Consider the following 22,223-nt stretch of genomic DNA (forward strand, 5'->3'; position numbering starts at 1 on the left):
CTGACGTCCTCAAAATTCAGGGCTGACCGTGCGGGCTCGCTTGACAGCGCGACAACCTGGGGGTGATCGTTTCCGGGACAACACGGGGGCGCCATCGATTGCGGCGATTCCAGCGGACTTCCAGGCCTGTCGGCGATCAAGATCGGCATTGCTACGAGAATAGCTTTTGCGGGGGGGTGCGGCATGTCAAGGAAGGTGATCGGCTGGATGGTCGCGGCGATCGTCGCGATTGTTCTTGTCTTCAATTATCTGCCCTCGTTAGTCGCCGACTCCATCTACAAGAATGTCGACGACATTACCGATGGTGAGATGCCCGCCACCGTCACCTCCTTTGAAGCGGGACCGGATGTCGTCAGCACGATTGGTGGCAGCGGGGAGGGGTTGAATTGCAGCCTTCCTGCTCTGACCAACGTCTTCTTCGATGGAAGCAGGGATTCCAAGGGCAAGCGTCATCTCGTCCTGCAGCGCTTCCGGCAGGCCTGCGTGTTCCATGACCTCTGCTACCGCCACGGCCTCGCTACCTATGGCTATAACCAGAACGATTGCGACCGCATCCTGCAAAATGCGGCGTTCCGTCTGTGCACCTATATTCGCAACGGCAGCGGGACCGGCAGCGCTACGCGCTGCCAGACCGATTCGAAGATGGTCCTCGCAGGCGTCAGTATGGGTGGGTACAACGCCTTTCGCGGCTGGGATCGATCGACCTATTTCGAGTTCGAATCCGATCCGTTCCGCTCGGATGGTTTCCAGGCGAGCCGCGTCGTGGATCATCCGTTCAAGGCCGTGGATCCCGTCAAATATCGCAACGATCCGGACCAAGTCATCCTGTCGTTCGAGAACGTTCGATCCGACATCGCCGTAACCTGCATGACTTGCGGACAAATTCCGGTGTTCGAATATACGCAGGACCCGAACGAGGTCGACGCCGAACTGCGCTCGGTCGGCGTGACGAAGCTGCCTGAGGCATTGCTCAAGCGCGAGCCGATGCTCTCGGAGACCGTGCCGATCTGGCTGCCGCCGCGTCGTCATCATGCCGCGCCGCATTTGCTGGTCGACAGTGCGGGCAAGAACCATCTGATCTGGATGAGCCGCAACAATCCGCAGGACACGATGTCCTGCATCGTTGGCGCGGATGCCGCGCGGCTTCTCACCAATACGCTGCCTCGGCGGGATCTCTGCTCGAAAGATGCCGGTTCGTCGTTGACCATGGTGGAGGTCGACATGTTCGCGACGTCTCCGCTCCCGATGGAAATTCCGGGCGCGAGCGAACCGATCTACGCGACCGCCATCAGCCCGCAGAAGACGGTCGACAATGATCTCAGCTTCTGCTCGCGTTCGGCATCGAGGCCAATCGATCCATCCGGTCATGACGACCAGTCCAAATGCATCAACTTCTCCGGGGATGACGTCAGCAAAGGCGCAGCGCTCGGCGCGTTCCAGGACTTTCCGGTCATTCGTCCCGGACAGCAGATCGTCTTCGCGCGAGATGTCGACCAGCGGACGAACTCGCCGTTGACGGCGATCTGGCAGCGTGTGCTTGGCGATACCTATTCACCGGGTGGTGCGCTGCTCGTGATCGACGTCGCGCCCCCGGCTACGCCCAAGGGACCTGCGTTGGCCAAGCTGAAGAAGATCGTCCGGTTCAATATCGACGATCGGTTCGATCCGATGATGCCGATCACGCGCAAGATCGATGATCTGCGTTTCCTGAGCCTGGAGGCATCGAAGGAGACCGTGCGCGTCCGGACGATCGATTTCGCCAAGGATAATCCCGCCGTCGGTACCGTCCGGCTGACGATGGGGGGCAAGGACCTTGATCTGGATCGCTCCTGGGCTGCACGGCCTATGATGGTGCTGGAGACCCGGGATGTTCAGCCCAAGACGAAGCTGGTGTTCTCGCGCGGTGAAATCGCAATCGACCCGGACAAGCCCGTCTCGCCGGATGCGACGACGGAAGCACTGACATTACAGACGCTGGTCTTCGAACGCGACGTCGCGGCGCCTTCGGATGCGCCATTCGTGAAATCGGCCGGGGCGGCTTGCAGGATCACCTATGAGTTCGCGCCTGGTCACACCGACTGGCCGTGCTACCGCGCCTTCGATTCTGATCGTTCGATGCGGGCCTCGCCGGCTGCGCGAATGCAGGGGGCACAGATGCTGATTGGGCATCTCTCGAAGAGCGCGGGCCACGCCATCGCATTTCCTGACGCCTGCCTGAAGTCGGAGCCGATCATTCTCGCCCCACAAGGGGACACGTTCGTGTCTGTGAGCGACTCTGCGGGTTGGGCAGGTCCACCCAAGCTGCGGCGCACGATCACATGCGAGCCGCTCGATACGGCAACCATCGTCAGCCAGCCGATCGCGCAGAAGGCGCCCTGAAGCACAGCCTATTTCACTGCCAGCCGCAAAAAACTCATCACGCTGCCGAGCCCGGCAAAGCCTGCGCCGAGTGCTAGCGCAACGGTGGCGCCGTTGTGACCGGCCATGGCAAAGCACGCCGCGGCAAGCGCGGCGCCGGTCGTCTGACCGGTCAGGCGCGCCGTGGCCACGATGCCCGAGGCGCTGCCGCCGCGGTGTGGCGGGGCGCTTCCCATGATCGCCTTCATGTTCGGCGCCTGGAAGAAGCCGAAGCCCATGCCGCAGATCATGATCCGCCAGATGATGTCAGGGATGCTCGGGCTCGCCGGAAGCAGCGCCAGCAGCGCCATGCCGAGGCCGAGCAGAAGGAGGCCGATCCCGCCCAAAAGGCCAACCGGATGCCGGTCGGAGAGGCGCCCGGCGATCGGCGCCATGATGCCGACCACCAGCGGCCACGGCGTCATGAAGAAGCCGGTCTCGACCTGCGAGCGGCCGAGCACATCCTCGAAGTAAAATGGCAATGAGACGAAGGCGAGGCCTTGCACGGCGAAGGAGCAGACCGCAGTTGCCGCCGACAGCGCGAACATCGGCCGCGCGAATAAATCGATCGGCAACATCGGCGCGGGATGATCGGCGTGACGTCGCGTCAGGATGAAGCCGAGCACCAGGGCAGCGATCAACTCGATGCCGACGACGACAGGCGACAGATTGTGCGCGGCGCTGCCGATGCCGATGATGAACAGGCCGAGGCAGGCTGAGGCGAGGGCCGCGCCAACAAAATCAAAATCGTGATCAGCGCGCGGCGTCTTCGGCAGCATCGCAAAGCCGATGCCTGTTGCGATGAGGCCGAAGGGGATGTTGACGGCGAACAGCCACGGCCACGGTCCGACCGCGAGGATCGCTGACGCGATCGACGGGCCGAAAGTGAAAGCGGTGGCTACCACCAGCGCGTTATGGCCGAAGCCGCGGCCCTGCATCCGTCCGGGATAGACGAAGCGCACCAGCGCGGTGTTGACGCTCATGATGCCGCTCGCGCCGAGGCCCTGAAGCGTGCGCGCGACCAGCAGGCTCTCCAGCGACCACGCCACCGCGCAAAGCAGCGAGGCGATGGTGAACAGGATCAGCCCCCCGAGATAGATGCGCTGGTGCCCGACGATCTCGCCGAGCGCCCCGAGCGGCAGCAGCGTTGCCACCAGCGCGATCTGGTAGACATTGACCACCCAGACCGATTGCTCCGGGCTGACATGCAGATCGGCGGCGATGGCCGGCAGCGCGATGTTGGCGATCGCGGTGTCGAGCGAGGCCATCGCCAGCGCGGTGAAGATCGCGGCAATCGCCCAGCGCCGCTGCTCGGCCGGCAGGCCATCGGCTTTGGGATGATCGGGCTCGCGCGCAGCGGCAGGTAACGTTGATGTCATTGCCTTGCGCGTTCTCCGACAGCGTGGCTCAAATGGTTTAGGGCATGTACTACGCCTGAGGCTGCTTCCACAGGCTTATGCTTGCATGCATTGTATGCGCGAAGATCAGGCGCCGCTCTCGGAAGGGGATCACCATGCACATCGTCGTTCTGCCGGGAGACGGCATCGGACCGGAGATCACGGCCGCGACATCAGGCGTGCTGCGCGCGGCGTCCGAGCGCTTCCAGCTCAACCTGCGGCTGGAAGAGCATGCGGTAGGGCATGCGAGCCTGAAGCTATCAGGCACCACGGTGCGCCCCGAGCTGCTCGACAGCGTCCGCGCCGCGGACGGCCTGATCCTGGGGCCCACCGCGACCTTCGACTTCAAGGACGAGGCGCATGGCGAGATCAATCCGTCCAGGCACTTTCGCAAGAACCTGGACCTCTACGCCAACATCAGGCCCGCGCGCACCTATGCCGGGCGGCCCGGCAGGCTCGGCGATTTCGATCTCGTCGTCGTGCGCGAGAACACGGAAGGCTTTTACGCCGACCGCAACATGGAGCAAGGCAATGGCGAGATGCTGGTCACATCAGACGTCGTGATCTCGCTGCGCCGGATCACGCGCCTGTGCTGCGAGCGCATCGCCCACGCTGCCTGTCGCCTGGCGATGAAACGACGCAAGCATCTCACCATCGTGCACAAGGCCAATGTGCTCAAGATCGGCGACGGCATGTTCCTCGACATCTGCCGCGCGGCGGCGAACGCGTACCCGGGCCTTGCTGTCGACGACGTCCTCGTCGACGCCATGATGGCGCATATGGTGCGGAGCCCCGACCGCTTCGACGTCATCGTCGCCACCAACATGTTCGGGGACATCCTCTCCGATCTCACCGCCGAGCTCTCCGGCAGCCTCGGCCTCGGCGGCTCGCTCAATGTCGGCGACCGCTATGCCATGGCGCAGGCCGCGCACGGCTCGGCGCCCGACATCGCAGGCCAGGACGTCGCCAATCCGGTCTCGCTGATCCTGTCGACTGCGCTGCTGCTGGCCTGGCACGGCGAGAGGAACAATGCGGTGCGCTACGAGGAAGCGGCGCGCGCGATCGAGGCGGCGGTGGCGAAGGCGCTCGGGGCGGGCAGGGCGACGCGCGACGTCGGCGGCAGGCTCGGCACGATCGCAGCGGCCGCTGCGATTGCCGAAATCCTGCAGGCGGAGTGAGCCGCAGCTGCTTTTTGTCAGACGGCCAAGATCAGAAGCCGAAAACAACCCCATGCACAGTAGAACGGCCTTTGAACGACAAGGGCTTTTTCAGACGCGGACGCGACGACCCCCTGAATCGCGTCGACGTTGACACGTCGGGCAAAACACCGGCACGATGTCATCATGGCGGTCGATCCGGCTGGGCGAGAGGAAAGCGCAGGAAGGTCACAGCGCCGACGACCTTTATATCAGGTTCAAAGGCCGCGTTCGGCGAGAAGCTGATCCTGTCGCCGGCGAACACCGCGAGCGAGGACTTCTCCGAGTTCGGCGCATCTGGCGTGCCGTTGATGATGTTCAATATCGGCGTCTATGACCCGGATGCGTGGGCAGCCGCCAACAAGAGCGGAACGCCGCTTCCCGGCAACCATTCCCCGCTGTTCGCGCCGGTGCCGAAGCCGACCATCCAGACCGGCATCACCGCGATGACGCTCGCCGTGCTGAGCGCGTTCGAGCAAAGGGCGAGCGGGCAGTAACGGCTGGTCCTGCGGAGTAGCAGCCACTTAGCCGCCGCTGCCGTTCCGCCTCGATTCCAGATAGAATGCGCATACGGACGGGAGGAGAGGATGATGCTTTCCCGCCGGAAACGTCCATCACTCTTCCGGCACGCCAGCGAGGCGGAAGCCTTCACACACGCGCTCGACCCCAGCAAGGAAAGTTGGATTGTCGCTTTGTTGAGCAGTGACGAAGCGACGGATGGTGAAACCAGAGTTGAGCGCAAGTCCTGTTCTTGCAGCAGTTCGCGCCTCATCGAGGGCGCCGGTCAGGCCTAACGCAGCGGCGAGCGCCAAATGAGCGAGAGGAAAGTTGCGGTTCGCCTCAGTGCTTCGTCGTAGCCAACTGACGGCTTCGACGTCCGAACCCAGCTGTAGCTTGGCCACGCCCACATAACAGGTCCACTGGAAGGCTTCAATGTCGCGAGGGGACAGACGTAGAGCCTCGAGTACATGGCCTTCGGTCTCGGCAGCGAGCCCCATATACAATTTGGCAAAACCGAGGGCCGCATGAGCGCTGGGCCTGTTCGAATCCAGCGCCAAGACATGCTCGAATTCACGGATGCCTTGGGCAGCCCGGTTCGTAAAGATCTGGACCCAACCCCGGGCCAAGTGGGCGGAAGTACGGTTCGGCCTGATCGACAATGCCTGATTCACCATCGCCTCGGCCGCTGCAAACCGCGCAGGCCCATCATCCGTCGTAAAGCTGGTTGCAACTGCCGTATCAACATTTGCCAGGCCAATCATTGCTTCGACGTTGCCGGGGTCGTGCGCGAGAGAGCGTTCGAAGAAGCTCCGGGCTTGCGTTACGCATTCAGGGCGAAACCCCTTCATCAACCAGGCCCGGCCTTGGAAGTACAAATCCATCGCATCAGGGTGCGGCGTACGCTCGGCTCGTCGCGCCTCAGCCTCGATGAGTTGGGCACCTAATGTATTGGCGAGCCTCGATACGATTTCGTCCTGCATGTCGAACAGGTCGATGACAGACTTCTCGAAGCGCTCGCCCCAAAGATGCTGGCCGCTGATAGCATCAATCAACTGCACGTTCATCCGGAGCCGTTTGCCGCTGCGTTGCACTGAACCTTCGAGCACGTAGCGAACGTTTAATTCGCGGCCGACTTGCCGTACATCGACTGCTCTACCCTTGTATGATACGGCGCTGTTTTGTGCGATTACAAATGAACCGGCGATGCGCGACAAGTCTGTGGTCAAACTCTCGGTTACACCATCCACGAAATAGTCCTGCTCACGGTCGCCGCTCAGGTTCGCGAAGGGCAGCACGACGATGGATAGGCGCGGCGGCATGTCGCTGGTTCGCTCGACCGAGCCCACCGCCTCATTTGCGGAGCTCCCGGCTTCCTGCACTTCACCCACGAAGCGGAAACCTTTGCGCGGAAGCGTCTTGATCAGGTCCTGTTTCTCACCAGTGTCGCCGATTGCACACCGGGCACCATTGATGCGCGTCGTCAGCGCGGCATCGGAGACGGTGCGACCATTCCAAACGCCCGCGATGAGCTCGTCCTTACTGACGACGCGGTCCCTGTTCCGGATCAGATAGTTCAGAAGGTCGAATACCTGCGGCGCGACAGAGAGGGTCTCGGCTCCTCGCCGCAGCTCCCTCCGTTCCGTATCCAGCGTGAAAATCGAAAAGGAGTAAAGCAAATGCATCCTCCTGCGGTCCGATCGCTCCCCGTGGAGCCGATATGTAAGCAGACGGTAAGAAGAATGGAAGGCGCCTGTAAAGCGCTTCCCATGACCTTGGCGCATCCTCGTGCACGGCTGAAAAATATGAACTGCTTGCGGATATCACGTCACGAGGGAGGATGTCATGAGGCGGATGGCTGCACTGACGTGGGCTGCTACTGCAGCCAGGCTTTTGATCTGGGTCGTATGCGTTCTCGCCTCCGCGAGCCGCGCTCACGCCCAATGCTCGGCGCGCGATGTGTTGCAGAGGCAGCTAGTGCTCAAGGCGGCGCCCGTTGTCCCGACACGCATGGGTCCGGTAACGTCCGTTTCGGATGTTGCCGAATGGAAAACGATCAGCATCGGGACGTTCCCGGATACGTTTGCTCTCCTCACCGCGCTGAGTGCGATTGGTTGCGGCGTCGGTAACTCGGCTGCGGAGGCTCTTGCCCGACCTGCGTTTACGCTCAGCGGTGTCAGAACGGCGGTAACACTTCTGACAGTGACCGCGGCCGATCTGGGTTTCAGGGGTGAGACGGTGCCGTTGCGGCAAATCTACGAACTCGCGCAGCAATTGGGCTTCGGGCTTGCACCGCCCGAAATCGCTCCGCAGCTCAGACTTCAATATCTGGACCAGCCCGTAGGTGAGTTTCTCGTCATCGGGATGAATCCGATCCGGACATGGACTGGTGAAGAGGTCATCCTGACCGTGGCAAATGGGGGAGCAGGTCTCATTCTCATCGGCCAGGATGGTCGCGCCGAGGCGGAAATACCCGTGACCTCCCGCTTCGTGTTCCTGCGCTCCTTGCCCATTGCGCCAGCTGCGCTGAATCGAAACTGATTTTACGAGATGGCCGAGGTGACGAAATGCTGGCGATCAGAGCGGTGAAGCGCTTGGCAGCTCAAATCTGCCTGGTGCTGGTGTCCACCGCGACGTTTGCGCGCGACGACGGGCGCTATGCGAATTCCCCGCTGAAGCCCTGGTTCGAGAGTCTGCAAAGCGAATTCGGGAAGTGCTGTGAGGACTCCGACGCCTACGTGGTCTCCGAACCGAATTGGAAGTCCGATCACGGACAATATCGCGTTCGCATCGACGACGAATGGGTCCTGGTGCCAGACGGCGCTGTCATCAAGCAGCCCAATCTTGCCGGACGGACCATGGTCTGGAAGCACTACATCGACGGACATCCGCGTGTCCGTTGTTTCATTCCGGGTAGCATGACGTGATACGTCGACGATCGTCTATGAACCACGCGTATGATCCAAGATCGATGGTCTGGTCCACCCTTGGGATCGGTTGCTCAGTTTGGTTAGAGCAAGAGGCTTCGTCTCCTTGTTGTTGCGGTGCCTACATCCGGAAGTGGCCCGTCTGGACCTTACCGCGACAAGTCCCAATGCCTGGTGTCTTAGGAGGATCAGTGGGAATTCAGGCGCGGCCATCCAGCGCTCGTGACCTCTACCGAAAGTCAGTCGGTCCTAACTGACCGTCCACAGTTGGCAGATATCGCAGCCATTCACCGGACCGGATGCCTCGAGGGTCAAGACCTCGGTGCGAGGCGACGTAGTCGATCTCGCCGCGCGTGGTGCCGATATCCATCAGTTCTCCGTCGCTCAAGTCGGACAAGGTAGCGCTCAATTTCTGGCGTCGGCGGCGCTCCTGAAGGGCATCCCAACATTTCCAGATGAAGCTGGTGACATGCCGGGTCGATACAAATGTCCATTCCAGCCATGCCGGGCCATGCATCGTGGTCATTTCGGTGTCTCCTGGACGGTGTTTTGCACCGACCGGAGAGTGGCGCGGGATTAGCGGGGACGCTTAACTGGCAGCTTACATTTTCCGTACCGACGGCTTATTCTCGCGATTTACGGTGGGCCAGGACGCCCCCCCGTCCTGGCAAGGCTCATCCAACGGGATTCGCATCGTGCGCTATCTCTTTGCAGAGTACGTATTCGATACCGACCGACGCGAACTGCATCGCGGGGCGGACGTCGTCTCCGTCGCACCACAGGTGTTTGACCTCATTGATTACTTGATCCGCAATAGGGAGCGAGTTGTCAGCAAGGATGACCTCATCAAAACCATTTGGAATGGCCGTAGCGTATCCGATGCGGCGCTGACAACCCGCTTAAACGCCGCCCGGGTTGCAATTGGTGATTCTGGCGACGAACAGCGCTTCATCAAGACACTACAGCGCAAGGGCTTTCGTTTCGTTGGAGCTGTTCGGGAAGCGAAGGAACCGGCAGAGGCAATAGTTGCCGACGATCAGGTGGAAGTTCAGAAAGTCGATCTTGCACTCCCCGACAGACCTTCCATCGCCGTGCTGCCGTTTGAGAACATGAGCGGCGAGCCGGAGCAGGAATATTTTGCGGAGGGCATGGTAGAGGAGATCATCACAGCGCTGTCGCGGTTTAAGTCTCTGTTTGTCATCGCACGTCACTCGACCTTTACGTTCAAGGGAAAAGCCGTCGATATCAAGGAAATCGGACGCAGGCTCGGCGTGCGCTATGTCCTCGAGGGGTCTGTGCGGAAGGCGTCGGGGAAGGTTCGCATCGCAGGGCAGTTGATCGATGCGGTTACAGGTGCGCATCTATGGGCGGAAAGGTTTGAGCGTGACCTTGCCGATGTGTTTGCCCTCCAGGACGAAGTAGCGGTCGCGGTTGTCTCGGCTATTCAACCGAAGATGATTCAAACAGAAATTGAAGTGGCGACGCGGAGGCGACCGGAGAACCTCACCGCGTATGACTTGTTCCTGCGATCCATGCAGCAGTATTACCTGACGACCCGGGAAAGTTTGGCCGAGGCGATCAGGCTGGCTCATTGCGCTTTGGATCTGGATCCGAGATTCGGGTCTGCAGCGGCGCTGGCAGGCGACTGCCATGCGAGCAACGTCGCCTTGGGCTATACCAACGATCCTCAGTTTGACCGCAAGGAAGCAGTCCGGCTCGCTCGTTTGGCATTAAGGATCGGTGATGATGATCCAGATATCTTGTCGCGGGTTGCGGTGATCCTGGCGGGCATGGTCGGCGATAGTGAAGCCGAGATTGAATTGGCTGACAGGGCGGTCGCACTCAACCCAAATTCATGGCGTACTTGGAACAACAGAGGCTGGGTCTATACGATGGCGGGTCTGCCGGAGGAGGCGATACTTAGCTTTGAACGCGCAATTCGCATGAGCCCGGTAGATCCGCTGCTACACATGACGTTTCTTGGCATTGCGCATGCCCTTATAGCACTTCGGCGCTTTGACGAGGCAATCGTCGCACTGAAGAGAGCCCTTCGTCATAATCCCTCATTTTTGCCAGCTTGCCGCGGCCTTGCGTCCGCCTTCGCCCATCTAGGACGCGACGTTGAGGCGCGTGCTGCGGCGGCGCGTGTGCTTGAGATCGATCCTTCCTTTACAATATCGGCGCATATCGCCCGGTCTCCCAAGAGCCCAAAGCTGTTTATTGAGGGGCTTCGAAAAGCGGGATTGCCCGAATAGATCGTCCGTGATGTCGAAGCCAGACCGCTGTTGAGCAATGTCGACATGCGTTCCGCATGGTGGCGGCGATCAGCAGGCGGTCACCGCTCCGCAGCAGCAATCTTCTACGCCATCGTCGCAGCAACCTGTAGCGCAGCCGTCGCCCCGAACCTAACTTTGGCGATGTCAGCTTGTGTGCGCATAGCCGATGAAGATCGATGTCGGCCGTTCGGCCACTGTTGGATGCAGAGCGGACGTGTCAGATTTATGGGGACACGCCCTGGTCTCCCCCACGAAGCGGGAATTGATCCTCGTCGATGCGGATGTCTCGCGCAATTTCGAAAGCGTGCGGTCGCCGGAAGTTCCGTCATGCTGTTGATAAAAATTCATCCAGCAAGATGAACCCGCATAAGCGTCGCGATTTTCGTGAGCTGCATCGCGCGAGCATTCGTTCAAGACTCGAGACAATGGTTGCTTGACAGCCATTCTCATCTCCAGCAGTCTCAGGTTGAATAACCTTCCAATGATTTTTGCTTTGCTCGTTTGATGTCTTGGGAACCAAACGCGGAGCATTCATATGACGGTTGTTCCTCCCGCCAGTGGAGTCACGCTCCACGATGGCGATACGATGGATGTCAGTGGCGGCATTTCCGTCGATCGCACATGGATCCTGACTGGTGGTTCGCAGACAGTCGGCGGATCCTCCACGACATCCACGGCAACCAACACGAACATCTTTGGCGGAGAGCAGGACGTCGTCTCCAATGGCCTCGCCAGCTATACGACCATCTACCAGGGCGTCCAGCGCGTCACTGGCGAATATGTCCATGAGGGCCCAACCCCCGGCAAGGCCGATCACACCGCCATCGATGGCGGCGAGCAGGACGTCGACACCGGTATCGCAACGGCGACGAGGGTCAATTCAGGCGGCATCCAGAACGTGACCAATGGTGGTAGCGCCAGCGGCACCATTGTCGAATCCGGCGGCGTTCTCAAAGTCTCGGGAGAGACTGTCGAAACGGCACCCGTGTATCCGGAACCGGTGATCCGAAGCGTAGCGACCGGTGCAACCATCAACTACCAGGGCGAATTCGACGTCACGGGGGGCGGAACCGCAGTGGATGCCATCGTCCATGGCGGCGTCATGACGGTCTCGGGATCGATACCGGATCCGTTTGCTGGCGTCCCCGGCCAGCCGGCCGTCGACGCCAGCATGGCGATCGGCACCACTATCGAAAATGGTGGAACCTTGGCGGTATCGAACGGCGCGTTGGCATCCGGCACGACCCTGCAAAACTTCGCTACGCTGAATGTGGATGCAGGTGGCACAGCGACCGACACGACAATCGATCTGGGAACGATGCAACTATCCGCCGGCGCGACGGCGACCAACACGGTCGTCAATCTAGGTGGCGCTTTCATCGTACTCGGAAATGCCAGTTTTTCGGGGACGGTCTTCAATGCCGGCAGCACCTTCGAGATCGGCGGCGGCACGATTGAGAACGGATTTGCGGTTGCGAATGGCGTGACGTTGACCGTTTTGGACGGCGGCATTCTCAAGAACAGCATTGTCACCACAGGCGGAACGCTCATCCTTGAAGCCGGTGCGACGTTTTCCAATGCCACCTTCCAGAGTGGCGCAACGTTTGTCGTTGACTATGACTATGCGGTAGACGGCTTCACCGTAGCGAGCGGCGTCACGTATAAGGTGATCGGCGCAGCCACGAACACGACGATATCGGCGGGCGGCAAGCAAATCGTCGGCAACTTCGGCGAGGGAGGCTCAGCGACCAACACCGTCATCAATGGCGGCGAACAGGATGTCGAGCTTCTCGCCACCGCCAGCTATACGACGATCAGCATGGGCGGCATTCAGCATGTCGCCGGCCTTTATATCCATGATGAGCCGGGACCAGGACGGGCCGATCACACCACCATCAACACTGGCGGCGAACAGGATGTCGACACCGGCATCGTCTCGTCGACCACAGTCAATGCCGGCGGCGTCCAGAATCTCACCAATGGGGGGATTGCCAGCGATACCATCGTGGCGTCAGGCGGTATCGTCAATGCGTCGGGAGAGACCGTTTATTATTCGCCCGGTGGTTATTATGCCACCGTCATCAGAAGCGAATTCGATTCGGCTGATGTTGGCAGCGGCGGACAATTGCACCTGACCGGGGCGGGGATCGCCAAGAACGCCACCATCGATGGCGGTGCGATGACGGTCTCGGGATCGATACCGGATCCCGTGACCAACGACCCAAGTTTACCGCCCGATCCAAGCGCACCAGCGGTCGACGCCAGCGAGGCGACTGGAACAATCCTCAATTCCGGTAGCGTTTCCGTCTCGGACGGCGGCATCGTCACCTCCACCACCCTGAACAGCGGCACGCTTGACGTGCTCGATCAGGGCACCGCGAACGCTTCGACAATCCATCATGGCGCCACAGAGCTCGTGGAAGCAGGCGGCATTGTCGGCGCAACCACGATCGCTGGAGGGACGCTTGACCTCAAGGCGGGTGCAATCGCTGACGACGTGATCACTTTCTCCGGCCAGGGCACGCTCAGGATCGAGCAGAAGCTGGTCTCGGGCCCATCGACCTTCGCAAGCGCGATCAAAGGCATTGCGCTCGGTGACCAGATCGACCTTTCCGGGCTGTCCTATACAAACGGTGCAACGGCGACTGTGTCCGGCTCGACACTTACGGTCAGTAACGGCACGGCGAGCGAGACTTTCATCCTGGCGGATACGTCAGTCACGCATTTCGGCATCACGAAAGACGGCGCCGACGGCATTTTGCTAACGGCGGACACGCATCCGACCGGTCCTACGACGATCAACGGTCCGGCATCCGGTTATGCGATCATCGAGGGCACGACGGGCAACGACATCATCCATGCCTATGGAATGTTCAATATCATCCACGGCAACGGCGGGGACGACGCGATCTACGCCGGACTGTACGCCGCTGTCGATGTGCCAAGTGGCGACAGCTCCGTCTATCTCGCGGGCTTCGACAACCGTGTCACCGGCGGCGACGGCAATGTCACGGTGAAGGGGGCGACAGGCGCGACCACGATTGCGCTCGGCAATGGCAACGACAGCATCGACGCCAGCGGATACGGAAACATCATCACGCTGGGCAACGGCAAGGATATCGTTCATCCGGGTGACGGCGCGAGCACGACGACATCAGGCAATGGCGACGACCAGGTGACGCTCTCCGGATTTGGCAACAAAGTCGTGCTTGGAAACGGCAACGACGTCGTCACGAGCGGAGGCGGCGCCAATAACATCACTCTCGGCGATGGCGACAACACCGTTGACCTCGACGGGATGGCCAACCAGATCAGCGTCGGTTCCGGGACGAACACGATCATAGCCGGCAACGGAGTGGACAGCATCGTCGCCGGCGCGGGCCACGATACGATCACCCTCGGCGGGGTCGCCAATCACGTCGTGCTCAACGGCTCCACGGCAAATGTGACGAACCAGATTGGCCAGGACGTCATCACAGCCAATGGCGGATCAGATCAGTTCAACTTTGTCGGATTCGGAAACCAGGCGATCATCAATGGCCCGGCCCATGTCGACATCACCGATCACAGCTCGGGTCTGACCGTCTCTGTCAACTCCGGCAACCAGATCGATACGATTGCCGGATTTGGTCATGATGCGCTCGGCGTCATCGATCTTGCAAACGGCGCCGGCAATTATCGCTCCGTCGCCGACATCATGAGCGCGCTCAGGAGCGATGGCCATGGCGGGACGGTGCTTGCGCTGGGCAGTGTGCCCAACGCCGGGTCGATCGATTTCGCCGACACCGCGATCAGCCAATTGCACGCGTCGAACTTTGTGATCGTGTAAAGCTGAGCCTCCTTGCGCCTCTTGCGAAGGCAAGTGACGGCCTTGTTCGCGCCAAGAGGCTGTGACCCGATCGGAGGCACGTCAGTACCTCTGTCTCACATTTGTGCCTGGTGTTGACCCTGATCAAAGGTTCGGCCGTGGGGGCACATCACGTTGGGCGGGTCAGCGTTCGAACGGGAGGAAACAACATGATCTTCAACGTCAGGCGTCTTGGGCTGGTCGTGGCGGTGGCTCTGTCAACCGCCGCACCTTTGTCGGTACACACCTCGTCCTCAACACTGCCATCGGTCTCGATCGACCGTGCAGAAGCGAGAGTAGGGCGACCGCTGACGCCGATGAGCGTCGCGGGCGTGAACCGCAGGGTGCATCGGCGCGCCTATTACGGCGCAGCGGCGGTCGGAGCTGCCGGGGCTTACGGTGCGTACGGCTACCGGAGGGCCTGCGGATATTATCCTTATCCGCCTTGCTATTGAGACAGCGCGAGGTTCGTCGCACACAGCGGCGAACCTCGGGTGATCTCAAGCATCGACTCGCGCGATTTCAGCCCCATTGGCGCTCAGGCGCCTCGCTGCGGCGTGGCGGGTTGTCCGCGTGGCAAGCTTTCGCGGGCTGACCCGCTTCAGCAGTCGCGGCCCTAGAACCGAAGCCTCCGCAAGGGTGCTGGCGCTTCCGCGGTCGCGCGGCTATGACCATCATATTCTACCGCAGATTGCCGATTTCGTTTCGGAGAGAGTATTGTATGATCGGCCGATAGAGTCCGGACATTAGTCTGTAGCCAAAGAGGCTCCCTATGAGCGCCGACTTCGCTCCCGCGGTGGTGATAAAGTATTTTTCCAGTTACACCATCCATACGCCGGGAGTAGCGGAGCGGGTCGATTCCTGGGATTTTCTCGAACGCGAGAAACGGGATGCTGAAAGGCATCGGGAGTCGCAGAGGCTCTTTGCTGAATTTGCCGACTCGACGAAGAAATACGGGCGCGTCGCCGTAGAGACGGATCGCCGACAAAGCAACGTGAAGGGAAAATTCTTTTCCGATCTTGGCTTCGACACAGTGATCGTTACCGACAACAAGCTGCTCATTGCCGAGCCTGCTGTCGCTCTGACCATCATCAAGAGCGAATTCGCCGGAATGCTGGAGCGAATGAGGCAGGGCGGACAAATCAGCATCAAGATTGGAGAGCGTGAGGTCATTGTTTCGGACCAGCGCGAGCTTCAGACAGCCGTTGAGGCGGTGGAGCCACTCCTGGCGCCGAAGGTCAGAGCAAATCCTCCCGCTTCGCTCGTGCCCGCGAGCGAGCGCCAGATCAACATTTGGATAGGAGGGGGGAAGGTGGGCCTGAAGCAGGCCCTGAAGATTGGTGAGACCTATCTTCTCAATTTCAGGGTCGGGCAACCGGTCAGCGGCAGCCTGACATCTGGAGAAGCGGCCGCGGTCAATCCGAACGATGTTCCGCCAGCGGGATTGCCAACCGATTGGTTGATCGTTGCTCGCGGCGCCGAACTCGCCGCCGGCACGCCCGATACTGAAGCGAAGGTTGAAACCGTCGGCGGTGTATCGACCTGGAGCGGACGCTTCAAGGTCCTCATTCCCAAAGAAGGTGACAGTGCAACGCCGCAGCTTCGGATCAAGCCGTTGCAAGCCTCTCCAGCGATCGATGTCTGCATCACAGCGCGGAGAGAGGGAGGGTTTCCGAGGTTCAACGAAACCTATCGGCAATTCAGGATCGAACTGGCCGCCGCCGACAGTCCTGACGTTGCGCCTGTCGAGCCGGTCCACATCGCCGACGAGATCATGCCGACGGCAACAGTCCACGTTGGCCTGGGCACCACGCATGAATGGACGACGCCTAACGGGATCCTGGGCGTCGCGGTGTTGGGGCCGCAGGCCTATGTGCAAGGCTTGGCCGGCACCGAGCAGGTGGATTCGCTGGAGCCATGGCTCGGCGTGCCGGCTCAAGTCAGTGGGAAAATTCAGAACGTTCGGGACGCAGCGGAGGAGATGCGGGCTGCGTGGGAACACCACTTCAACAATATCGATCCGGCGGATCTTGCTGGTCGCCTGACGCGCTGGAGCCAGCACCAGGGGGGACCCGAATATAGTTGGAGCTCACTCGGCAATTACGCCGATCCGTCGCACCAACAGGAGTGGGACAAAATGGCCGCCAGCCCGGAGCTGCGCAAGGTCGCGCAGCACGGCCGGCTGTTGTTTCACGCATTCTTCCCGCGCAATTCCAATCTCAACCAATGGATCGCCGCGCTCGTCCCAGGAGCGCGCTTGAATGTTTCATGGACCCCAAAGGCCGGTGCAGGGTTTATTCCGCACGTGCCGTTCGGTCTGATGTACACGGCTGACGTGCCACCTGAGGGGCAGCCGATCGATCCGATGGGCTTTCTCGGCCTGAGGTGCCGGATAGCTTACACGTCCCACGTTGCGGCCCCGGCATCGCGATCTCTCGGCGCACTTGATGCAACGCATCGAGCTCACTTCCTCTATTGGGGCGACGCTCCCACCGACGTGACCGGACAGGAGGCACAATGGCAGCGTGCGCAGTGGAGCGCCTGGCAGAACCAGGTTTTCGTTCCTCACAAGGTGCAGAACGCCAAGGCGGAATTGCTCACGCTGCTGAACGACCCGCAGCCGTCGCCGACCTCTGTCCTTTATCTCTTCTGCCAATGCAGTACCGGCGCCGGCAATAATCCGACGCTGCGCTTCGGCAGCACCAACGATCCTGCCAACGTCGTCGCGCAAACGGATTTCGGAACGTCTGTGCTGGTTGACAGACCGCTGGTGTTCGCGAACGCCTGCACAACGGCGGCCGCCGACCCCTATATGGCCAACGATCTGGAAGAAGCGTTCTTCGAGCGGGGCTGTCGCGCCTATATCGGCACCGAAACCAAGGTTCCGATCGTGTTCGGCAGCCGCTTCGCGGAGATCTTTTTTCGATTTTTCTATCGTCTGGCCGATCCCGATCCGATGGCGGCCGGGGAAGCTGTGACGCAGGCGCGCCTTTTCCTATGGACTCACTACCGCAACATCGGTGGGCTCTTCTACAGCTATGTGAACCAATACGATCTGTTTCTGGCGCGTGAGGACGAGGTTCTCGCACTTCGCGGATGAGGACACCATGGAAACGATCAAGGCGTTCCTGCAGGCGAATACCGACGATCGCCTGACCATGGCATTGGACGATAGCAACGGACCTGCGCTCGGTCGCCTTCTTGGCGAGCCTGCCTATCTGGAGCTGCGCGCACTCGCGAAGGAGTGGTTTGACGGCTTCCATCTAGCTCCCGCAGACCCCAAGAACGTCATCTTCGTTCCTGGCATCATGGGCTCGTTGCTCATGAACAGCGCCAAGGGAGGGATTTGGTGGCTCGACGTTCGCACGCGGAATTTCATCGACAGCCTCGGCTTGTCCTCAGACGGGACAGGGGAAGCTGATCCTGACAACACGATCGCGCCTGTGACGGCCGACCCGAGCTACACGCCGTTTCTCTCGACGGCGCTCAAGCAGAGCGGCCTCAACCACGAGATCTTTCCTTACGACTGGCGCAAGTCCCTGCTCCACAGCAGCGCCGCACTGCGAGATCTTGTGCTGAAGCTGCATGGGCAGAATGGCGGCAAGAAAGTTCATCTCGTCGCTCACAGCTTGGGCGGGCTGATGGTGCGCACCGCCTTGATGCAGCATGCGGCCGAGCTTTGGCCGAGGCTCGGCAAGATCGTATTCATTGGAACGCCTCACTACGGTGCAACCGCGATCGCCGGCTACTTGAAGAACCATCTGTGGGGCTTCGAGCTGATGGCTGTGCTCGGCGAATATCTCAGCCGCCCCACGTTGCGGTCCTTGTGGGGCGTGATCGGCTTGCTACCGGCGCCTCGCGGCATTTATCCCGGCACACGCGAGAACGACCCCAGCCCGTGGCCGTCGGAAGATCCAGGCGATCTCTATGTTCACCCGTGTACCAATTTCGATTTTTACGACGCCCACGCGTGGAAACTGGACCTCGACGTGGCAGCCACTGCGAACCTGCAACGAATCCTTGACGCTACGGCCGACCTCCATCGGCGCCTTTACGAGACGCATCGCAATCTGGATCAGGAAAAGCGCGATCAGATGATCGTGATTGCCGGCGTGGGTTTTCAAACGCTGTTTCGTCTCTCCTACGAACCCGGATTCTTCGGCCTGTGGGAAAAGACGAGCAAGATTTTCGCCCGGGTCGTCAACGATCCTCACCGCGAAGGCGATGGCCGCGTTCCGCTTGCATCGGCGCGACTGGAGAATGTTGGCGACACTCGCTACGTTTACGGCGTGCACGGCGGGTTGACCAACATCGAAGCCGTGTACACGGACGTCTTCCGGTGTCTGCAGAACCAGCCGATGCAGTTGCCCAGGAGCGTCGCCGGAGCGCTCAGCGGACATCTCGCGGAGCCGACGGTCAGCAGGGCTCCGCACCTGGACGGTACCGCAACCGCGGCACCAGGTGGTGATGACCCCGGCTTGTGGCATCTCCAAAATCCGACTCCGGAACGGATGCGGGAACTGGAAGCCATGCTTGCGGCCGACGGCCTGCCGGGCTTTGGCCGCTTGCATCTGCTATGAAACGCACGGCGCGCAAAAGCGCACCTGTGCCCACCCCATGGCGGCGCGCAATGTGAGAGCGGATCAGAATTGACCAGCTTGCGCCCTAGAACTGATACCGCCTCAATCCTCCGTCCACCGGGATCACCGTGCCGGTGATGTAGCGCGCCACGGGCGAGGCCAGGAACACCGCGAGTGCGGCGAGGTCTTCCGGCTCGCCCCAATAGCCGACCGGAATCTCCTCCTCGGCAAAACGCTCGCGATAGTCGGGCGGATAGTTGCGGCGGATCTGTTCGCTCATGATGCGGCCGGGCGGGATGCAGTTGATGGTGATGCCGTGCTCGCCGATCTCGCGCGACAGGCCCTTGGCCCAGGCGTGTACGGCGGCCTTGGCGGCGAAGGCGGCGTTGAGGCCTTCCGGCTCGGACTTGCCGGTGATGTTGACGATGCGGCCCCATTTGCGCTCGATCATCTGCGGCAGCAGCGCATGGGCGATGCGGCGATAGCTGGTGAAGTTGAGCGCGAACGCCTCGTCCCATTTGCTGTCGGGCGCGTCGACGGGCAGGGGGCGGCTGCCGCCGGCGTTGTTGATGAGGATGTCGACATGGCCGAGCTCGCTCACGGCGAAGGCTGAAATCTTTTCCGCTGCGTCCTTGGCCATGACGTCCTGCTCGAACGGCGTGATCAGCCCGCCGCCGACCTCCTGCACCAACTCGGCGAGCAGGTCGGTGCGGCGCGCCACGCCGACGACGCGTACGCCTTCGGCAGCGAGGCCCTTGGCGATGGCGCGGCCGATGCCGATGCTGGCTCCGGTGACGATAGCGGTTTTCGATTTCAGCCCGAGGTCCATGGTCACACGCTCTCTTGATTGGTTCTTGCTTTTTGCTTTCCTGCCCGTCCCGCTGGCCCCTACCGAATTGCCTGAGCGGGACGAGCAGTGGTAACCAAGAGGCCTCGCGAAGGAAACACCAAAAAGAAAAGGCGCAGGCCATGGTCTGGGATCCGCAGCAATATCTGAAATTCTCCGGCCACCGGCTCCGGCCGGCGGTCGACCTGTTGATGCGCATTCCCGATGTCGGCCCGCGCACGGTCGCTGACCTCGGCGCCGGTGCCGGCAATGTCACCAAGCTCATCAAGGAACGCTGGCCGTCCGCCGCCGTCACAGGTGTCGAGGGCTCGGCCGAGATGGTGGCTGCAGGGCGCAAGGCCGCGCCGGACGTGGAATGGTCCCATGAAGACCTCGGCCATTGGCGTCCCGCGAAGCAATATGACGTGGTCTATTCCAATGCCGCACTGCACTGGCTGCCCAATCATGCGGCACTCTTCCCCTCTGTCATGGAGAAGGTCGCGCCCGGCGGCATGCTTGCAGTGCAGATGCCACGCAACTTCCTGGCGCCGTCGCATGTCCTGATCGGCGAGACCGCCCTGAACGGGCCCTGGCGGTCCAAGGTCGAGCACCTCGTGACGCCGCCGCCGGTCGAGGGGCCGGCCTTCTATCACGATCTTCTCGCTCCGCTCGCGCAGAACATCGACATCTGGGAGACCGAATATCTTCAGGTCCTCGAAGGCGAAAATCCCGTGAAGGAATGGACCAAGGGGACCTGGCTGACACGGTATCTCGACGTATTGCAGGGCGACGAGAAGGCCGCGTTCGAGGACGCCTATGGGATGCGGGTCGCGAAAGCCTATCCGAAGAATGCGGCGGGGCAGACGCTCTTCCCGTTCCGGCGCCTGTTCATCGTCGCCCAGCGCAAGGGTTAACGCCATTTCGGCGATGCGACATAAGCGCTCGCTCCCATCGGTGGAGCGGGCGCCGGGTTGCGCGTGCGACCGCCGCCAATATAGCCTCGCTGCGGCAAAGCTTCGCTGCGGCAAATTGGGCTTAGGTCTAGTTGTTCGGCTTGCGGATTGCTGCCACTACTGACCTGCAAAACAAAAAAGAACACGGTTTTCTAGGGTTGTTGGGAGGTCCTTCATGCGCAAACTGCTCTTTGCGGCCGCCGCGGCCGCGCTCGCTTTGGCCCCTGTGGTCGCCGAGGCTCAGAGTCCGATCATCATCAAGTTCAGCCACGTCGTCGCCAACGATACCCCGAAGGGTAAGGGCGCGCTAAAGTTCAAGGAACTGGCCGAGAAGTACACCGACGGCAAGGTCAAGATCGAAGTCTATCCGAACTCCTCGCTCTACAAGGACAAGGAGGAGATCGAGGCGCTCCAGCTCGGCTCGGTGCAGATGCTCGCGCCCTCGACCGCGAAATTTGCGCCGCTCGGCATCAAGGAATTCGAGGCGCTGGACCTGCCCTGGCTGTTCAAGGACGACGCGACCTATTCCGCCGCGATGAAGGGCACCGTCGGCAAGTGGCTGTTCCAGAAGCTCGAGGCCAAAGGCATCACCGGTCTCGCTTATTGGGACAACGGCTTCCACATGGTGTCGTCGAATCGTCCGCTGGCGAAGCCGGAGGATTTCAAGGGCCTGAAGTTCCGCATCTCCGGATCGAAGATCGCCGACCAGTATTTCCGCCTGATGGGTTCGATCCCGCAGATCATGGCGTTCTCCGAAGTGTACCAGGCGCTCCAGACCGGCGTGGTCGACGGCTGCGAGAACACCGCCTCGAACTACCTGACGCAGAAGTTCTATGAGGTGCAGAAGGACATCACCGTGTCCTATCACGCGCATCTGCAATATGCCGTCATCGTCAATTCGAAATTCTGGTCCGGCCTGCCGCCTGACATCCGCAGCCAGCTCGAGAAGGCGATGGCGGACGCGACCGACTACACCAACCAGATCGCGCACCAGGAGAACGAGGACGCGCTGGCCGAGATCAAGAAGTCGGGCAAGACCACGCTGCATTACCTCACCGATGCCGACCGCAAGGCATGGCAGGAAGCGATGCGGCCGACTTATACTTGGGCCAAGGGCCGGGTCGGGCAGGAAGTGCTCGATGTCATCGCCAAGGAACTCGACGTCAAGATGAACTGACGCGGTTTCCGGCAAGAATATACCAACGGTCGGGAGTGCAGGCACTCCCGACCGTTTCGTATCGATAGGGGGGCTTTGATTTGCTGCGCGTGCTCAACCAGCTGCTCAATCATCTCGAAGAATGGTTGATCGCGACGCTCATTGCGGCC

17 protein-coding genes are annotated in these 22,223 nt (G+C 61.0%); 11 read left to right on the forward strand and 6 right to left on the reverse strand.

The window, feature by feature from the left end; all coding sequences use genetic code 11:
• Nucleotides 1-183: 183 nt before the first annotated feature.
• Entirely contained in the window at nt 184-2,379 is a 2,196-nt protein-coding gene (locus tag L6637_RS10260) for a hypothetical protein (RefSeq protein WP_237870421.1), read from the forward strand.
• An 8-nt stretch (nt 2,380-2,387) separates the two neighbouring features.
• On the opposite strand, the gene L6637_RS10265 is transcribed toward L6637_RS10260, so the two are convergent.
• Nucleotides 2,388-3,776, reverse strand: a complete 1,389-nt coding sequence (locus tag L6637_RS10265) for an MFS transporter (RefSeq protein ID WP_237870423.1) — start codon at nt 3,774-3,776, stop codon at nt 2,388-2,390.
• 134 nt (nt 3,777-3,910) lie between these two features.
• Between L6637_RS10265 and L6637_RS10270 the strand changes: the two genes are divergently transcribed.
• A complete protein-coding gene (locus L6637_RS10270; RefSeq protein WP_237870425.1) occupies nt 3,911-4,972 on the forward strand; it encodes an isocitrate/isopropylmalate dehydrogenase family protein in 1,062 nt (353 codons plus the stop codon).
• A gap of 163 nt (nt 4,973-5,135) precedes the next feature.
• On the opposite strand, the gene L6637_RS10275 is transcribed toward L6637_RS10270, so the two are convergent.
• Complete coding sequence (locus L6637_RS10275; RefSeq protein WP_237870427.1) at nt 5,136-5,312, reverse strand: hypothetical protein; 177 nt, start codon at nt 5,310-5,312, stop codon at nt 5,136-5,138.
• On the opposite strand from L6637_RS10275, the gene L6637_RS10280 reads away from it, so the two are divergent.
• Nucleotides 5,302-5,487 carry a hypothetical protein gene (locus L6637_RS10280; protein ID WP_237870429.1) on the forward strand — a complete coding sequence of 62 codons (186 nt, stop codon included), beginning with the start codon at nt 5,302-5,304 and terminating at the stop codon, nt 5,485-5,487. The two genes, L6637_RS10275 and L6637_RS10280, sit on opposite strands and share 11 nt — an antisense overlap.
• A gap of 117 nt (nt 5,488-5,604) precedes the next feature.
• Here the strand turns inward: L6637_RS10280 and L6637_RS10285 are convergent, their stop codons facing one another.
• Complete coding sequence (locus L6637_RS10285; RefSeq protein ID WP_237870431.1) at nt 5,605-7,173, reverse strand: winged helix-turn-helix domain-containing protein; 1,569 nt, start codon at nt 7,171-7,173, stop codon at nt 5,605-5,607.
• A 160-nt stretch (nt 7,174-7,333) separates the two neighbouring features.
• On the opposite strand from L6637_RS10285, the gene L6637_RS10290 reads away from it, so the two are divergent.
• Complete coding sequence (locus L6637_RS10290; RefSeq protein ID WP_237863570.1) at nt 7,334-8,029, forward strand: hypothetical protein; 696 nt, start codon at nt 7,334-7,336, stop codon at nt 8,027-8,029.
• A 26-nt stretch (nt 8,030-8,055) separates the two neighbouring features.
• Nucleotides 8,056-8,415, forward strand: a complete 360-nt coding sequence (locus L6637_RS10295; RefSeq protein WP_237863571.1) for a hypothetical protein — start codon at nt 8,056-8,058, stop codon at nt 8,413-8,415.
• A 229-nt stretch (nt 8,416-8,644) separates the two neighbouring features.
• On the opposite strand, the gene L6637_RS10300 is transcribed toward L6637_RS10295, so the two are convergent.
• Nucleotides 8,645-8,941: a DUF1127 domain-containing protein gene (locus L6637_RS10300; protein WP_237870433.1), complete on the reverse strand. Its 297-nt coding sequence runs from the start codon at nt 8,939-8,941 to the stop codon at nt 8,645-8,647.
• 169 nt (nt 8,942-9,110) lie between these two features.
• Here L6637_RS10300 and L6637_RS10305 point away from each other — a divergent pair, with 169 nt between their 5' ends.
• Nucleotides 9,111-10,670, forward strand: coding sequence for a tetratricopeptide repeat protein (locus tag L6637_RS10305; protein WP_237870435.1), 1,560 nt, complete (start codon nt 9,111-9,113; stop codon nt 10,668-10,670).
• Between the two features lie 165 nt (nt 10,671-10,835).
• Here the strand turns inward: L6637_RS10305 and L6637_RS10310 are convergent, their stop codons facing one another.
• Complete coding sequence (locus tag L6637_RS10310) at nt 10,836-11,135, reverse strand: hypothetical protein (protein WP_237870437.1); 300 nt, start codon at nt 11,133-11,135, stop codon at nt 10,836-10,838.
• Between the two features lie 142 nt (nt 11,136-11,277).
• Here L6637_RS10310 and L6637_RS10315 point away from each other — a divergent pair, with 142 nt between their 5' ends.
• From L6637_RS10315 to L6637_RS10330, 3 genes are all read left to right on the forward strand, one after another.
• Nucleotides 11,278-14,520, forward strand: a complete 3,243-nt coding sequence (locus L6637_RS10315) for a hypothetical protein (protein WP_237870710.1) — start codon at nt 11,278-11,280, stop codon at nt 14,518-14,520.
• A gap of 790 nt (nt 14,521-15,310) precedes the next feature.
• Nucleotides 15,311-17,638: a C25 family cysteine peptidase gene (locus L6637_RS10325; protein WP_237870439.1), complete on the forward strand. Its 2,328-nt coding sequence runs from the start codon at nt 15,311-15,313 to the stop codon at nt 17,636-17,638.
• 7 nt (nt 17,639-17,645) lie between these two features.
• On the forward strand, nt 17,646-19,118 hold the full coding sequence (locus tag L6637_RS10330) for a lipase family alpha/beta hydrolase (protein WP_237870441.1): 1,473 nt from the start codon (nt 17,646-17,648) through the stop codon (nt 19,116-19,118).
• 85 nt (nt 19,119-19,203) lie between these two features.
• Here the strand turns inward: L6637_RS10330 and L6637_RS10335 are convergent, their stop codons facing one another.
• The gene (locus L6637_RS10335; RefSeq protein WP_237863883.1) at nt 19,204-19,947 is read right to left on the reverse strand and encodes an SDR family NAD(P)-dependent oxidoreductase; all 744 of its coding nucleotides are present in this window, start codon (nt 19,945-19,947) and stop codon (nt 19,204-19,206) included.
• 140 nt (nt 19,948-20,087) lie between these two features.
• On the opposite strand from L6637_RS10335, the gene L6637_RS10340 reads away from it, so the two are divergent.
• Together L6637_RS10340 and L6637_RS10345 are read left to right on the forward strand one after the other, a co-directional pair.
• Nucleotides 20,088-20,858: a methyltransferase domain-containing protein gene (locus tag L6637_RS10340; protein ID WP_237863579.1), complete on the forward strand. Its 771-nt coding sequence runs from the start codon at nt 20,088-20,090 to the stop codon at nt 20,856-20,858.
• Nucleotides 20,859-21,072: 214 nt separating this feature from the next.
• Nucleotides 21,073-22,074, forward strand: coding sequence for a DctP family TRAP transporter solute-binding subunit (locus L6637_RS10345; protein ID WP_237863580.1), 1,002 nt, complete (start codon nt 21,073-21,075; stop codon nt 22,072-22,074).
• Nucleotides 22,075-22,223 lie beyond the last annotated feature (149 nt).

The sequence above is a fragment of the Bradyrhizobium zhengyangense genome (assembly GCF_022012435.1).
Taxonomy (GTDB): Bacteria; Pseudomonadota; Alphaproteobacteria; order Rhizobiales; family Xanthobacteraceae; genus Bradyrhizobium; species Bradyrhizobium zhengyangense.

What these genes read in the sequence shown, in the direction of transcription:
- L6637_RS10315 (WP_237870710.1), top strand. Translation starts at nt 11,278, where the DNA reads ATGGATGTCAGTGGCGGCATTTCCGTCGATCGCACATGGATCCTGACT.
- L6637_RS10280 (WP_237870429.1), top strand. Translation starts at nt 5,302, where the DNA reads ATGATGTTCAATATCGGCGTCTATGACCCGGATGCGTGGGCAGCCGCC.
- L6637_RS10310 (WP_237870437.1), bottom strand. Translation starts at nt 11,135, where the DNA reads ATGGCTGTCAAGCAACCATTGTCTCGAGTCTTGAACGAATGCTCGCGC.
- L6637_RS10345 (WP_237863580.1), top strand. Translation starts at nt 21,073, where the DNA reads ATGCGCAAACTGCTCTTTGCGGCCGCCGCGGCCGCGCTCGCTTTGGCC.
- L6637_RS10260 (WP_237870421.1), top strand. Translation starts at nt 184, where the DNA reads ATGTCAAGGAAGGTGATCGGCTGGATGGTCGCGGCGATCGTCGCGATT.
- L6637_RS10265 (WP_237870423.1), bottom strand. Translation starts at nt 3,776, where the DNA reads ATGACATCAACGTTACCTGCCGCTGCGCGCGAGCCCGATCATCCCAAA.
- L6637_RS10285 (WP_237870431.1), bottom strand. Translation starts at nt 7,173, where the DNA reads ATGCATTTGCTTTACTCCTTTTCGATTTTCACGCTGGATACGGAACGG.
- L6637_RS10290 (WP_237863570.1), top strand. Translation starts at nt 7,334, where the DNA reads ATGAGGCGGATGGCTGCACTGACGTGGGCTGCTACTGCAGCCAGGCTT.
- L6637_RS10335 (WP_237863883.1), bottom strand. Translation starts at nt 19,947, where the DNA reads ATGGACCTCGGGCTGAAATCGAAAACCGCTATCGTCACCGGAGCCAGC.
- L6637_RS10295 (WP_237863571.1), top strand. Translation starts at nt 8,056, where the DNA reads ATGCTGGCGATCAGAGCGGTGAAGCGCTTGGCAGCTCAAATCTGCCTG.
- L6637_RS10300 (WP_237870433.1), bottom strand. Translation starts at nt 8,941, where the DNA reads ATGACCACGATGCATGGCCCGGCATGGCTGGAATGGACATTTGTATCG.
- L6637_RS10330 (WP_237870441.1), top strand. Translation starts at nt 17,646, where the DNA reads ATGGAAACGATCAAGGCGTTCCTGCAGGCGAATACCGACGATCGCCTG.
- L6637_RS10270 (WP_237870425.1), top strand. Translation starts at nt 3,911, where the DNA reads ATGCACATCGTCGTTCTGCCGGGAGACGGCATCGGACCGGAGATCACG.
- L6637_RS10325 (WP_237870439.1), top strand. Translation starts at nt 15,311, where the DNA reads ATGAGCGCCGACTTCGCTCCCGCGGTGGTGATAAAGTATTTTTCCAGT.
- L6637_RS10340 (WP_237863579.1), top strand. Translation starts at nt 20,088, where the DNA reads ATGGTCTGGGATCCGCAGCAATATCTGAAATTCTCCGGCCACCGGCTC.